The sequence below is a fragment of the Kutzneria sp. 744 genome, from assembly GCF_000568255.1.
GTDB lineage: Bacteria > Actinomycetota > Actinomycetes > Mycobacteriales > Pseudonocardiaceae > Kutzneria.
The window spans coordinates 4,407,931-4,420,047 of sequence record NZ_KK037166.1 but is presented as its reverse complement, the minus strand read 5'-3'; the positions used below and the strand labels follow the sequence as shown (position 1 = coordinate 4,420,047).

General features: G+C 71.3%; 13 protein-coding genes. 7 read left to right on the top strand and 6 right to left on the bottom strand.

Going from position 1 to position 12,117, the window contains the following annotated elements; genetic code table 11:
- The first annotated feature begins 7 nt into the window (after positions 1-7).
- Together KUTG_RS63740 and KUTG_RS19910 are read left to right on the top strand one after the other, a co-directional pair.
- The gene (locus KUTG_RS63740) at positions 8-997 is read left to right on the top strand and encodes a helix-turn-helix domain-containing protein (RefSeq protein ID WP_052395017.1); all 990 of its coding nucleotides are present in this window, start codon (positions 8-10) and stop codon (positions 995-997) included.
- Positions 900-2,312 carry a tetratricopeptide repeat protein gene (locus KUTG_RS19910; protein ID WP_052395015.1) on the top strand — a complete coding sequence of 471 codons (1,413 nt, stop codon included), beginning with the start codon at positions 900-902 and terminating at the stop codon, positions 2,310-2,312. Before KUTG_RS63740 ends, KUTG_RS19910 begins: the two co-directional genes overlap by 98 nt.
- Before the next feature lie 3 nt (positions 2,313-2,315).
- Here KUTG_RS19910 and KUTG_RS19905 read toward each other — a convergent pair whose 3' ends face one another.
- Genes KUTG_RS19905 through KUTG_RS19895 form a run of 3 tightly spaced genes read right to left on the bottom strand, consistent with a single transcriptional unit; the run spans position 2,316 to position 4,521 of the window.
- Complete coding sequence (locus KUTG_RS19905; RefSeq protein ID WP_043729984.1) at positions 2,316-3,542, bottom strand: RNA polymerase sigma factor; 1,227 nt, start codon at positions 3,540-3,542, stop codon at positions 2,316-2,318.
- A gap of 2 nt (positions 3,543-3,544) precedes the next feature.
- Complete coding sequence (locus KUTG_RS19900) at positions 3,545-3,874, bottom strand: YciI family protein (RefSeq protein WP_043718747.1); 330 nt, start codon at positions 3,872-3,874, stop codon at positions 3,545-3,547.
- Positions 3,875-3,906: 32 nt separating this feature from the next.
- On the bottom strand, positions 3,907-4,521 hold the full coding sequence (locus tag KUTG_RS19895; RefSeq protein ID WP_043718746.1) for a dihydrofolate reductase family protein: 615 nt from the start codon (positions 4,519-4,521) through the stop codon (positions 3,907-3,909).
- Positions 4,522-4,710: 189 nt separating this feature from the next.
- On the opposite strand from KUTG_RS19895, the gene KUTG_RS19890 reads away from it, so the two are divergent.
- From KUTG_RS19890 to KUTG_RS53620, 3 genes are read left to right on the top strand one after another with little or no spacing between them, the layout of a single operon-like run.
- Positions 4,711-5,445, top strand: a complete 735-nt coding sequence (locus KUTG_RS19890; RefSeq protein WP_157494651.1) for a GNAT family N-acetyltransferase — start codon at positions 4,711-4,713, stop codon at positions 5,443-5,445.
- Between the two features lie 44 nt (positions 5,446-5,489).
- Positions 5,490-6,020, top strand: a complete 531-nt coding sequence (locus tag KUTG_RS53625) for an MFS transporter (protein WP_052395014.1) — start codon at positions 5,490-5,492, stop codon at positions 6,018-6,020.
- A complete protein-coding gene (locus KUTG_RS53620; protein ID WP_052395012.1) occupies positions 5,975-6,757 on the top strand; it encodes an MFS transporter in 783 nt (260 codons plus the stop codon). The genes KUTG_RS53625 and KUTG_RS53620 overlap by 46 nt, the downstream gene beginning before the upstream one ends.
- Positions 6,758-6,764: 7 nt before the next feature.
- Here the strand turns inward: KUTG_RS53620 and KUTG_RS63735 are convergent, their stop codons facing one another.
- From KUTG_RS63735 to KUTG_RS19870, 3 genes are all read right to left on the bottom strand, one after another.
- Positions 6,765-7,310, bottom strand: a complete 546-nt coding sequence (locus KUTG_RS63735) for a hypothetical protein (RefSeq protein ID WP_043718745.1) — start codon at positions 7,308-7,310, stop codon at positions 6,765-6,767.
- A 14-nt stretch (positions 7,311-7,324) separates the two neighbouring features.
- The gene (locus tag KUTG_RS19875) at positions 7,325-8,071 is read right to left on the bottom strand and encodes a PIG-L deacetylase family protein (protein ID WP_043718744.1); all 747 of its coding nucleotides are present in this window, start codon (positions 8,069-8,071) and stop codon (positions 7,325-7,327) included.
- Positions 8,072-8,201: 130 nt separating this feature from the next.
- Complete coding sequence (locus KUTG_RS19870) at positions 8,202-9,245, bottom strand: LLM class F420-dependent oxidoreductase (RefSeq protein ID WP_052395010.1); 1,044 nt, start codon at positions 9,243-9,245, stop codon at positions 8,202-8,204.
- A 227-nt stretch (positions 9,246-9,472) separates the two neighbouring features.
- On the opposite strand from KUTG_RS19870, the gene KUTG_RS19865 reads away from it, so the two are divergent.
- Entirely contained in the window at positions 9,473-10,708 is a 1,236-nt protein-coding gene (locus tag KUTG_RS19865; RefSeq protein ID WP_043718742.1) for an MFS transporter, read from the top strand.
- 315 nt (positions 10,709-11,023) lie between these two features.
- The coding region (locus KUTG_RS61445) for an AfsR/SARP family transcriptional regulator (protein WP_198047231.1) at positions 11,024-12,117 on the top strand (1,094 nt) is incomplete at its 3' end.

Genomic DNA, 12,117 nt, shown 5'->3' with positions numbered 1-12,117 from the left:
GGCGGGAATGGGCAGTGATGCCTTTGGGGAGCTACTGCGTGAGTGTCGGCTTGCCGTCGGCTGGACGCAGGACGAGCTGGCCGGCCGCTCGGGGGTGTCGGCCCACTCGATCAGCGTGCTGGAGGCGGGCCGGCGACAGCCGCGGCTGTCCTCGGTGGGCATGCTCGCCGAGGCCCTGGGACTCGATCCGGGCCGCCGCGAACAGCTGCTCGCGGCGGCGCGCAACGCCGTCGCCCCGCCCGCGCCGATCTCGCCCCCGGAACCGCCCCCGGCCCCGCAGGTCGACGACCGGCCCAGCATCCCGGTGCCTCGGCAGCTGCCCTGCGCGGTGGCGGGCTTCACCGGCCGGACAGCTCAGCTCAAAGAGCTCACCAGCCTGCTCGACCGGGACGACGCCGTGGTGATCGCGGCGATCAACGGCAGCGCCGGCGTCGGCAAGACGGCCCTGGCCGTGCACTGGTCGCACCAGGTCGCGGACCGTTTCCCCGACGGGCAGCTCTACGCCAACCTCCGGGGTTTCGACCCCAGCGGCCAGCCGGTGCCGCCGGCCGAGGCGATCCGGGGTTTCCTCGACGCGCTCGGCGTGCCGGCCCAGGGCATCCCGGCCGGCCTGGCCGAGCAGGCGGCGCTGTACCGCTCCCGGCTGGCCGACCGGCGGGTGCTCGTGGTGCTGGACAACGCCCGCGACACCAGCCAGGTCCGGCCGCTGCTGCCGGGCACGGCCCGGTGCATGACCGTCATCACCAGCCGTGACAACCTCGGCGGCCTGATCGTGAGCGAGGGCGCGCAGGCCATCGCCCTGGACCTGATGACCTCCGCCGAAGCCGACGACCTGCTGGCGAGCCGGGGGCCCGGAGCGGCTGGCCGCCGAACCGCAGGCCGTCAGCGACCTGCTCGAAATGTCCGCGCACCTGCCGCTGGCGCTGAGCATCGTCGCCGCGCGAGCCACCCTCACCCCCGCCCGGTCGCTGACCGAGCTGGCCGGGCAGCTGCGTGATGTCCGCGATCGCCTGCACGCCTTGGACATCGGGGACGCCAGCGTCGACCTCAGTGCCGTGTTCTCCTGGTCCTACCGGACGCTGAGCGATGCGGCGGCTCGCATGTTCCGGCTGCTGAGCCTGCACCCGGGCCCGGTCATCTCGGTGCCCGCCGCCGCCAGCCTCGTCGGAACCGAACGCGGTCAGGCCCGTGCGGCCCTGTCCGAGCTGGTCAGGGCGCAGTTGCTCACCGAACCCAGCGCCGGCCGGTTCGCTTACCACGACCTGCTGCGGGCGTACTCGACCGACAACGCCCACCTGGAGGAGACCGAGCAGTCGCGCCGCGAAGCGCTGCACCGCATGCTCGATCACTACCTGCACACCGCGCACGTCGCGGCGCTGCTGCTCAACCCGCCCAACGACCAGCTGTCCCTGGCCGAGCCGCAGCCGGGTGTCGCCATGGCCGAGCTCATCGACGACGAGCAGGCATGGCAGTGGTTCACGGCCGAGCGTCCGGTGTTCCCGGCGGCCATCGACCTCGCCGCCGCCGCCGGCTTCGACACCCACGCCTGGCAACTCGCGTACAGCGTCGCCAGCTTCTGCGTGCGCGCCGGGCACTGGACACAGATGGCCGCCGCCCAGGTCGTCGCGATCGCCGCGGCCGAACGCTCGGGTGAGCCGGACGGGCAGGCGTCGTCCCTGCGTGAGCTGGGCCGGGCGTACATGCGGCTCGGTCGTTATCCCGACGCGAAGGACAGCCTGCACCGCGCGCTCGCCCTGGACAAGCAGCTCGGCGACCTGACCGGCCAGGCCCGCAGCTACAACAACCTCGGCATCGTGTCCCACGCGCTGGGCGCCCAAGAGGAGGCGCTGGAGCACGGCATGGCCGCCTACGCCTTGTTCCACGAGGCTGGACACCAGGCGGGCCAGGCCGACGCGCTGAACGCGATCGGCTGGATGCAGACCCAGCTGGGCCAGCACGTCGACGCGCTGCGCCACTGCGGCAAGGCGCTCGAACTGCACCGTGTGGTGGGCAGCCGGCACGGCGAGGCGGACACCTGGGACAGCCTCGGCTACGCCCACCACAACCTCGGCGAGCACGAGCAGGCCGTCACCTGCTTTCAGAACGCCCTGGACCTGTACCAGAAGCTGGGCAGCCGCCATCCGCAGGCCGACACGCTGATCCGCCTCGGCAACACCCACCAGGACAGCGGCGACGTCCAAGCCGCTCATCGCGTCTGGCAGCAGGCCCTGCCCATCCTCGACGACCTGCACCACCCGGACGCCGACCTCCTCCGCGCGCGCATGGCCGAGCACCGAGCCCAGACGAGCTGAGACCTACGCCAGCTGGTCGCGGCGGCGGGTCAGGTAGGCGGTCTCGGCGGTGTTGCCCGCCAGTTCGATGGCTTTGTCGTACGCCGCGCGCGACTCCCGGCTACGGCCCAGCCGACGCAGCAGGTCGGCGCGGGTGGCGTGGTACGGGTGGTAGCCGGCCAGCCTGGGCTCAAGGCGGTCGACGGCCGCCAGCGCGACCTCCGGGCCGTCGAGTTCGGCCTGGGCGATGGCCCGGTTGAGGGCGACCACGGGGGAGGAGTCGAGGCGGACGAGCTGGTCGTAGAGGGCGAGGACCTGTGACCAGTCGGTGTCGCGGATGTCGCGGGCGGACGTGTGCACGGCGTTGATCGCGGCGAGGATCTGGTAGGGACCTGGGGCGACCCCGGCGGCCAGGCGCTCGCGCACCAGCCGGTGGCCCTCGGCGATCAGCGCGGTGTCCCAGGCGCCGCGGTCCTGCTCGTCGAGGGCGACCAGCTCGCCGCCGGCCGAGACGCGGGCGGTGCGGCGGGCCTCGGTGAGCAGCATCAGCGCCAGCAGCCCGGCCACCTCGCCGTCGTCCGGCAGCAGGGCGCGGATCAGGCGGGTGAGCCGGATCGCCTCGGCCGTCAGGTCGTGGCGGAGCGGATCGGTGTCGGGGCCGGTCGCCAGGTAACCCTCGTTGAACACGAGGAAAAGCGCGGTCAGCACGCCGGAGACGCGGGCCGGGAGATCCGCGGCCGACGGCACGCGATAGGGGATCCGGGCCGCCTTGATCTTGGCCTTCGCGCGGGTGATCCGCTGCCCCATGGCACTCTCGGCGACCAGGAAGGCGCGGGCGATCTCCGGCACGGTCAGGCCGCCGACCATACGCAGCGTCAGCGCCAGGCGGGCCTCCGTCGCCAGCGCCGGGTGACAGCAGGTGAAGATCAGCCGGAGCCGGTCGTCGTCGATGGCGCCGAGAGGCTCGTGCGGGTCGTCGTCGGACACCATCCGAGCCTCCTTGTGCTTGTCGTCGCGCTTGTTCTCCCGCCGGATCCGGTCGATGGCCTTGCGGTTGGCGGTGGTGGTCAGCCAGGCGCCGGGATTGGGCGGCACGCCGTCGGCCGGCCACCGCTCGACGGCCGTCGCGAACGCCTCGGCCGCCGCCTCCTCGGCGATGTCCAGGTCGCCGAAGCGCCGGGTCAGGGCGGCCACCACCCGGGCCCACTCCTCGTGGTGGGCCCGGGTGACCGCCTCGCGGACGTCGGTCACGGTCACGGCTCCAGGAACGGCCGCACCTCGACCTTGCGATTGCAGGCTTTCGACCCCGCGGCGGCGAGTTCGAGCGCCATGTCGAGGTCGGCGGCCTCGATGACCCAGAAGCCGGCGAGGTACTCCTTGGACTCCAGAAAGGGACCGTCGGTGACCATTCCCTCCCCACCGCGGTTGTCGATGACGGTGGCCGTGTCGGGCGCGGCGAGGCCGCCGGCGAAGACCCAGTAGCCCTCGGTCTGAAGCCGCTCGTTGAACACGTCGATCGCCGCCTCCTCGTCCGGGTCGGCGAGTGTGGCCTGATCGTGGATCACGGAAAGCAGGTACTGCATGGGGAGATCCTCTCTTGTGGGTGTGTGGGACGTCAGCCTGCCGTGTAGTACCGCGGGCGACCGGCCGGCCGGTAGACCTGGATCGTCACGCCCTTCGAGTCGACCCGCGACTCGACCAGGTCGAGCGTGAGATCCGGGCCGTTGCGCGGAAACAGCCGCGCGCCCTGGCCCAACACCACCGGGATCACCATCAGGGTCATCTCGTCGACCAGGTCGTTGGCCAGCAGCCACTGGGTCAGGATGCCGCCGCCGTGCACCTGAAGCTCGCCCCCGGGCCTGGCCTTCAGCTCACGCACGGCCGCCGCGAGGTCACGGCCGAGAACGGTCGTGTTCTCCCAGCGCGGCGCGGTGAGCGTGGTCGAGGCGACGTACTTGGGGGCCCGGTTCAGGGCCACGCCGACGGGGTGCGCGCGCAACTCGTCGATCGATCCCCAGGAGCCGGCGAACAGGTCGTAGGTGCGCCGTCCGAGCAGGAACGCCTCGGCCCGCTGGTAGGTCTCCGCGATGAACGCCCTGGTCTCGTCGTCACCCGCGCCCCGGGCCCAGCCGCCGCGCTCGAACCCGTTCCTGCGGTCCTCGTCCGACGCGCCGCCGTTGCCCTGCGTCACGCCGTCAAGGGTCACCTGGGTCATGGTCGTCAGCTTCATGATCGCGGTTCCTTCGCCTCGGCGCCGCCCCCTGCGGGCGGCCTCACCCCTGCTACGAACACCCCCGCCCCGATCCGACACCTCCGCCCGAACTTCTTCGAAGAATGTTTTCCGGGCCTCGCGGCGGCACGGCGGGCAGGGTGTCGCGGTTTTTCGCCCGCGGGGCGAAACCGGGGGGCGTGGTGGGCCGTGAAGATCAAGGGAGACGGTGATCGGCTGACTGCTGGGGGCGGAAAAGTGGCGGCGAAGTACGCGCTGGTCGTGACGAGGGATCCGGAAGAGGTGGCGGCGGCGCAACGGCTGCGGCGCGACCTGCTGACGGTGCAGTACGGGATGGCGCTGCCCACGGAGGTGGACGGGCTCGACCGGGATGAGTTCGACGAGCTGTGCACGCATCTGATCGTGCGGGAGAACGCCAGCGGGGACGTGGTGGCGACGTGTCGGGTGTTTCCGCCGGGCGTGCGGGAGCGGACGTACTCGTCGAAGCGGTTCGATCTGTCGGCGCTGCGGGAGATCAGGCCGGCCATGCTGGAGCTCAGCCGGGTCGGGGTGCGGGCGGACCATCGGGACGGCGGCGTCGTGGCGATGCTCGCGACGGCGGTGTTCCGGCTGGCCCGTGAGATGGACTGCACGTGGATCGCCGGAGTGCCGTTCGTGTCGCTCGAGGACGGGGGCGTGACGGCGGCGAGCATCGAGAAGATGATCATCGCTGAGCACCTGGCGCCGGCGCGGTTGCGCGTCACTCCGTTGCAGCCGTGGCAATCCGACGGCATCGAGACGCACGGCGAGGCGGAGATCCCCCAGCCGCTGCGGCACTACCTGCGGATCGGCGCGATGGTGTGCGGCGCCCCGAGCCACGACACGGTGCTCGGGGTGGCGGACTTCTTCGTGCTGCTGGACACCCGTGGCCGGTGGCAGCGGTGACGAGGTCGGCCTGGGCGGTCATCTGTTGCGGGACAGGCCTTTTCATGTCGGCGCTGGACAACCTGGTGGTGCTGACGGCGTTGCCGGCGATCGGCCGCGACCTGCACGCCGGCGTCGAAGGGCAGGCGTGGGTGGTCACTGCCTACACGCTGCCGTACGCGGCCCTGCTGCTGACCGGGGCGGCGCTGGGCGCCAGATTCGGCCGACGGCGGATGTACATGATCGGGCTGACGATGTTCACGCTGGCGTCCGCCGCCGCGGCGTCGGTGCGCTCGATCGACGCCCTGATCGTGATGCGGGTCCTGCAAGGCTCCGGTGAGGCACTGGTGCTGCCGTTGAATCTGCCGATCGTCACCGCCGCGGTGTCGGCGAAACGGCGCGGCGCCGCGATCGGGGCCCTCGGTGCGCTGGAGGGCGTCGCCATCGTGGCGGCGCCGATCGTGGGCGGGGCGATCACGCAGAACCTGTCGTGGCAGTGGATCTTCTGGATCAACGTGCCGGTGGGGGTGGTCCTGGTGCCGCTCATCCGATGGGCGCTGGACGAGGGCGCGGCACGGCCGTCCGGCTGGACCTGATCGGTGTCGCGCTGTCCGCCGCCGGCCTGTTCGGCGTCGTGGCCGGTCTGCTGCTGGCCAGCCCGCTCGCGTTCGCCGCCGGCGTCCTCGGGCTGATCGCCTTCGTCGGGTGGGAACTGCGCACGCCCACGCCGGCCTTCCCGATCCGGCTGCTGCGGCTGCCCGTCTTCGCCATGTCCAACCTGGCCGGCCTGCTCATGTACGCCGGCCTGTTCGGCGCGATCTTCCTGCTGCTGCGCTACTTCCAGCTGACGCTGGGCTTCTCGCCGCTGAGCACCGGCCTGCGCGTCCTGCCCTGGACCGGGCTGGTGATTCTCATCGCCCCGGTGGTGGGCGCCCTGTCCGACCGGATCGACGCCCGCCGGATCATCACCGTCGGCCTTGCCCTGCAAGCAATTGGGCTGGCTGCCCTGACGGTCGCCGTGGTCACCGCCGCCTCGTACGCCTGGTTCCTGCCCGGCATGGTGTTGTGCGGCGCGGGCATGACCGCCTACATCGCACCCAGCGGAAACCTGGCCATGAGCGCCGCCCCCGAACAGCACCGGGGCCCCGCCGCGGGCGCGCTCACCACCACCCGTCAACTGGGCTTGGTCCTGGGCATCGCCACCCTGACCGTCATGTCGACGACGCTGTCCCTCTCAGCGGCGCTGTGGACGGCCGTCGCCGTGCTGGTCGCCGCCACGGCCGCGGGCGCTCTGGCTCGTGACGGCCGGTCCGTGCCGCTGGCCATGCACTGACAGTCCACTATGGACGTACGTGGGGCTCCAGGCGTTCCCGGAGGCCGGCGGCCATGCCGGCGATGGTGGCGAAGTCGAAGAACCCGCCGAGGGTGTCGGCGAGGCGGCGATGCTTCACGGGGCCCAGCCGGAGGCGGAGGAGGACCCGGGTGCGGGTGGTGTCCAAGGGGCGCAGGGTGATCGACCAACTGACCAGGGTGTGGCCGCGGCGCGAGGTGTAGACCAGGGTGTGGGGCGGCCGGATCGCCGCCACCTCGAACGTCTCGTCGCGGCCGTAGTCGGGGATGACGTCGCCGACGGCCAGGGTCGTCCAGCGCGGGTCGAGCCGGCGCAGCGCGCGGCGGCGTGGAGGCAGGAAGCGCTCGACGGTGCGGGGGAAGTACCAGCCGGCGCGGCGTTTGCCGAGCTGGACCAGCCACGGCCACACGCTCTCGGGCGGCGCGTCGACGGTGAAGCCACGGTCCATCACGACGTCGGCCGGGGAGACGATGTCGTCGCCGGGCCGCGGTTCGGTGCGCTCGGCGGGCGTGGGCCGGACGGTGTGCTCGGTCATGACCTCGCCTCTCGTCAGAACTCCGGCGGCGCCTGGAGGTCGTGGGCGCGGAACAGGACGGCGTGCTCGACGCCCAGGGCTTTGCCGCCCATCGCGGTGAACGTCGGGATGAAGTCCGCGGGGGCGGGATGGTTCGGCAGGGCGGCAAGGTATGCGCCGTGCGCCTCCAGCGAGGCTATGCCACGGCGCAGCGGCTCGCCCGTGACCTCGACGCCGTGCGTCGCCGAGCCGCCGAGCCCCGTGACGATGAACCAGCGCGCGGAGTGCGGTTCGAGGCCCTCGTCGTCGATCTGCTCCGGGAAGACCCAGCGGTTGCCCGCGTCGCGCACCGCGTCCAGGGTCGCCAGCCCGGCCGCGCGATGGTCGGCCTGGTCGAAACCGAATGGCGTCTCGACCTCGTGACTGCCGCCCAGCACGACGTCGGGCTTGAACCGACGGATCTCGCGGCAGATGTCCCGGCGCAGGTCGAGGCCGTAGACGAGCACGCCGTCCGGGTGTTCGAGGACGGTCAGGTGACTGACGCCGACGACCGCGCAGGCGGCCCGCTGCTCGGCGACCCGCAGCCGAGCCGTCTCCTCGGGCGGGTTCGGCATGCCGGCCTCGCCTCGCGTGAGCAGGAGGTAACCGACCTCGATGCCACGTGCGGTCCAGCGGGCGACGGCCGCGGACGTGCCGTACTCCATGTCGTCGGGATGCGCGACGACACAGAGCACGCGCCGGAAGGACTCCTCGGGGAGGGCGGGCAGTGTCATGCCGCCCATCCTCGCCCACGTCACACCATCAGGGAATCGCCGCGGCGGAGCTGGTCGAGGACCAGGCGTCCGTTGTGGACCCGGCCGGTGACGGGCTGGTCGCCCTGACCAGCAACGCCGGTCGGTCGGCGGCTCCGGCTCAGGTGGACGGGGTCACGCCGACGTGACGTAGGGCCTCGATTCGTGCCGGCGACAGCTCCTCGAGGATGTCGGCCACCGAGATCCGGTTGTCCAGCAGCTCGGGCGTGGTGGCGAGATAGAGCACGATCGTGGTCACCGACGGGTGCATGTACTCGGCGATGCGGCGGCGGCACTGCTCGAACGTGCCATGCACCCACAGCTCGTCGACGACCTGGTCGGGCAGGCCGGCCTGCGCGCCGACGACGTCGCCCGCGTCCCACCGGCGGTGCATGGGAGCCAGCTCGTCACGGCCGAGCCACTCATGGAAGGCGCGGTAGACGGAGCGGTTGAGGATCCAGGAGAGGAACCGTCGGCCCTGCGCACGGGCGAAGGCGGCGTCGGCGGTGGGACAGACGAAGATCTTGACGGCGACCTCCTTGCCCGTCAAGGGAACCGGCACTGAGGACAGGACCCGGTCGAGATCGTCGGCGGAGAGCACGTTGGTGATCGCCCCGTCCGCTTCGGTGAACGCCAGTTCGAGCATCTTCGGCCGCAGTGCGCCGACGATGACCCGGGGTGGCACGGCGGGCGGGGCCGGCAGCTCGAAACCGTTGAGCGAGAAGGTGTCGAAGTCGCCGTCCACGCGCTGGCCGCGCAGCACCCGCTTGAGAAAGCGCACCGTGTCCCGCACGCGGCTGAGCGGCTTGGTGTGCGGGATCCCGTTGATGTCGGTGACATGAGCCGGCACGGAGGAGCCGATGCCGAGGACCACCCGCCCGGGAGCCAGTTCGGCCAGCGCGGCGGCGGTCTGGGCGATGACGGCCGGCCCCCGGGTGAACACCGGCATGATCCCGGTGCCCAGCCGCAGCGACGGGGCCCAGGCGGAGCTGGCCGCGAGCGGGGTGACCGCGTCGAGCCCGCCGCCCTCCGCCGTCCACACGTCGGTGAACCCCAGCTCCGGCAGTCTGGCGACGAACGGGCCGTGCGCGCGCAACGTCAGAGCGGGCAACGGCACGCAGACACCCCACTGGCGGCCCTGTCCCCGAGATGCGCTGTCGGTCATCGAGCGTCCTTTCTCCGACCCGGCGTGATGAACGCCAATCTGCCCGACGCGCACGGCCGGCTACAAGGCAGCAACGACTCCTGATACCGACACTCACAGGCTGTCCCACCAGCTCGGACCGTCAGCCTGTGAGCAGAAGTATCAGGACAATCTGCGGACTAGTCGGCTCGCGGCATCCTCACCAAGATGGCCTCGGGAAGAATTCCCGACGGCTGAGGAGAAATCGGATGGTCGACGTGACGGCGCACGCCCGCGCCGGGCAGCGGGGCAGCGGCTGGCGCCGTTTTCTCGCGGTGTACCTGGTGTTGTTCCTGGTGGGCACGGAGGCGTTCCTGATCTCACCGCTGCTGCCGACGATCGCCCGCGACGTCGGCGTCAGCGAGACGGCGGCGGCGAACGTGGTCACCGCGTATGTGCTCGTCTACGCGATCACCGGGCCGTTCCTGGGCGGCGTGTCCGACCGGTTCGGGCGGCGGCGCAGCATTCTCACCGGCACCGCCCTGTTCTTGGTGGGCAACGCGGTGGCCGGCATCGGCACGAGCCTCACGGTGCTGATCGTGGCGCGGGCCGCAGCCGGGCTCGGGGCCGCGATGGCCGGGCCGTCGATCTGGGCGCACCTGGCCGAGTCCTCGACGACCGAGGCCCGTGGTCGCGCGATCGGCGTGGGGTTCGCGTTCTTCTCCTGCGGCCAGGTGCTCGGGCTGCCGGTGGGCACGTTCATCGCCGGCGCCCTGGGATGGCACGCGACCTTCCTGGCGATCGGCGCCGTCACGCTGGTGACCCTGCTCGGCCTGCACCTGCAGGTGCGTCCGACGGCCAAGCCCGTGGTCGGTTCGGCCGGTGCGGCCCTGCGGGCCGTGTTCTCGGTGTGGCGCAACGGGATCATCGGGCACGCGCTGGCCGTGACGTTGCTGTTGCAGGCGGCCAACCTTGGCGCCTACTCCTTCCTCGGGGCGCTGCTCGAGGAGCGCTTCGGTCTGACGGTGAACCAGCGAGGGTTCGTCGGTTTGCTGGTCGGCGGCGGCAGCGTGCTCGGTTCGCTGCTGGCCGGCCGCCTCGGCGACCGCGCCCGTCGTCGTGGGCGCAGCGGTGTGGCGCTGATCGGCCTGTGGTGTCTGCTGCTCGGCGTGGGTATCGTGCTGGCGGTGCAGGGCTCGGCGCTGTGGCTGGCGCTGGCCGCGATCGGGCTGTGGTTCCTGGCCAGTGGCGCGTTCGGCACCGACCAGCAGACCTTGATCGCCACGGCGGCGCCGGAGCAGCGCGCCACCTCCGTGTCCTGGAACAATTCGATCATGTACGTCGGCGCCGCGGCGGGTGTGCTGCTGGTCGGCGGCTTCCCCGGGCAACAGGCCGGCATGACCGTCGCCGCGGTCGTGCTGACGGTCCCGGCGGCCCTGGTCGCGGCGGCGTTGAGCATGCGCGCGGCCCGCGGGTCCCGGCGGCCGGACGCCGTGGCGGCCTGACCGGTTTATTCGATGACGTCGGGCTCGAATTTGTACTGATACTATTACTAACACCCTTTTTCTTTTCGACGTCTTCTTGACGTGGACTCGTTCGATGTCGGTAGTATCGACCACTGTCTGGTGATCGACGCCGGCGACGCTGCCACCTTGCTGCCGCGCGCCATTCAGTTCTGTGCGCGCGGCAGCGGGTGTGCGCCGCGTTCGTGCGGTAGGCATACCGAACGGGGGAAATCGCGTGCTGTTCAATTCAGTGGATGCTGATGAAGGTGCGTGTGGAAACCGTGGACGCGACCGTCGCGACGGCCGGTGAGGCGGATGGCGCCACCGCTGCGTTTCAGCGTGCTCGGTCCACTGGAAATTGTTCAGAACGGCAGCGTGCGGCGATTGGCCGCGGCGAAGCAGCGCATCCTGCTGGCCTCGCTGCTGGTGCGGAGCAACCAGGTCGTGCCTACCGACGAGCTCATCGAGCGGCTGTGGGACGGCCGCCCGCCGGCCGGCGCCAAAGCCGCACTACAGGTGCACGTGACGCGACTGCGGCAGGCGCTGGGTGAACCGCAGGCTGATTCGTCGCGGTTGATCCACACGCGCCCCGCCGGGTATTTCGTGGAGATCGATGACGACCGAATCGATCTCACGCGCTTTCTCGGGCTCGTGGACCGGGCGCGGGACGAGTCCGATCCGGTGGCCGAGGCGGTCCTGCTCGACAAAGCGCTGTCGCTGTGGCGAGGACCGGCCCTTGTTGATGTTCCGTCGGATTTTCTGCACAGCCACGACGTGCCGCGGCTGGTCGAACAGCGACTGCGTGCGGTGGAACGACGGTTCGACGTGCAGTTGCAGCTGGGCAATCATGAGGAAATCGTGCCGGAGCTGCGCGCCGCGACCGCGGAGAATCCGCTTCGTGAGAAATTATGGGGACAACTGATGCTCGCGCTGCACCGCAGCGGCCGCCGGGGCGAGTCGCTCGAGGTGTACCGCTCCGTGCGCAGGCTGCTCAGCGACGAGCTGGGAATCGACCCCGGTGACTACCTCGCCGGGCTCAACCAGGCGATCATCACGGGCGATCTCGGCGCGACCGTGCCGGCGGACCGCGTGGCGGCGGCCGCTCCCGAACGGTCGTGGCAGGTGGCCTGCCAGTTGCCGGCCGACGTCGACGGGTTCGTCGGGCGGACCGAGCTGGCCGAGCAGATCGCCGACGGCCTGGTGTCCGCGGCCCGTGACGACGTGGTGCCCGTGGTGTCGCTGACCGGGTCGCCCGGGGTCGGCAAGACAGCTCTGTCGGTGAAGGTGGCCCACCGGCTCAGGCCGAATTTCCCCGACGGCCAGTGGTACGTGCGCGCCTGTGACTCGGGAGCCCGGGGTCGCGCTCCCGAGGACCTGCTGACCGAACTGCTCGCAGCCAGCGGGGTCGA

Bases quoted from the DNA above. Each gene is read 5' to 3' on its own strand.
- KUTG_RS63740 (WP_052395017.1), top strand. From the start codon at position 8: ATGGGCAGTGATGCCTTTGGGGAGCTACTGCGTGAGTGTCGGCTTGCC.
- KUTG_RS19910 (WP_052395015.1), top strand. From the start codon at position 900: ATGTCCGCGCACCTGCCGCTGGCGCTGAGCATCGTCGCCGCGCGAGCC.
- KUTG_RS19900 (WP_043718747.1), bottom strand. From the start codon at position 3,874: ATGCAGTACCTGCTTTCCGTGATCCACGATCAGGCCACACTCGCCGAC.
- KUTG_RS19895 (WP_043718746.1), bottom strand. From the start codon at position 4,521: ATGAAGCTGACGACCATGACCCAGGTGACCCTTGACGGCGTGACGCAG.
- KUTG_RS53625 (WP_052395014.1), top strand. From the start codon at position 5,490: ATGTCGGCGCTGGACAACCTGGTGGTGCTGACGGCGTTGCCGGCGATC.
- KUTG_RS53620 (WP_052395012.1), top strand. From the start codon at position 5,975: ATGGGCGCTGGACGAGGGCGCGGCACGGCCGTCCGGCTGGACCTGATC.
- KUTG_RS63735 (WP_043718745.1), bottom strand. From the start codon at position 7,310: ATGACCGAGCACACCGTCCGGCCCACGCCCGCCGAGCGCACCGAACCG.
- KUTG_RS19875 (WP_043718744.1), bottom strand. From the start codon at position 8,071: ATGGGCGGCATGACACTGCCCGCCCTCCCCGAGGAGTCCTTCCGGCGC.
- KUTG_RS19870 (WP_052395010.1), bottom strand. From the start codon at position 9,245: ATGACCGACAGCGCATCTCGGGGACAGGGCCGCCAGTGGGGTGTCTGC.
- KUTG_RS19865 (WP_043718742.1), top strand. From the start codon at position 9,473: ATGGTCGACGTGACGGCGCACGCCCGCGCCGGGCAGCGGGGCAGCGGC.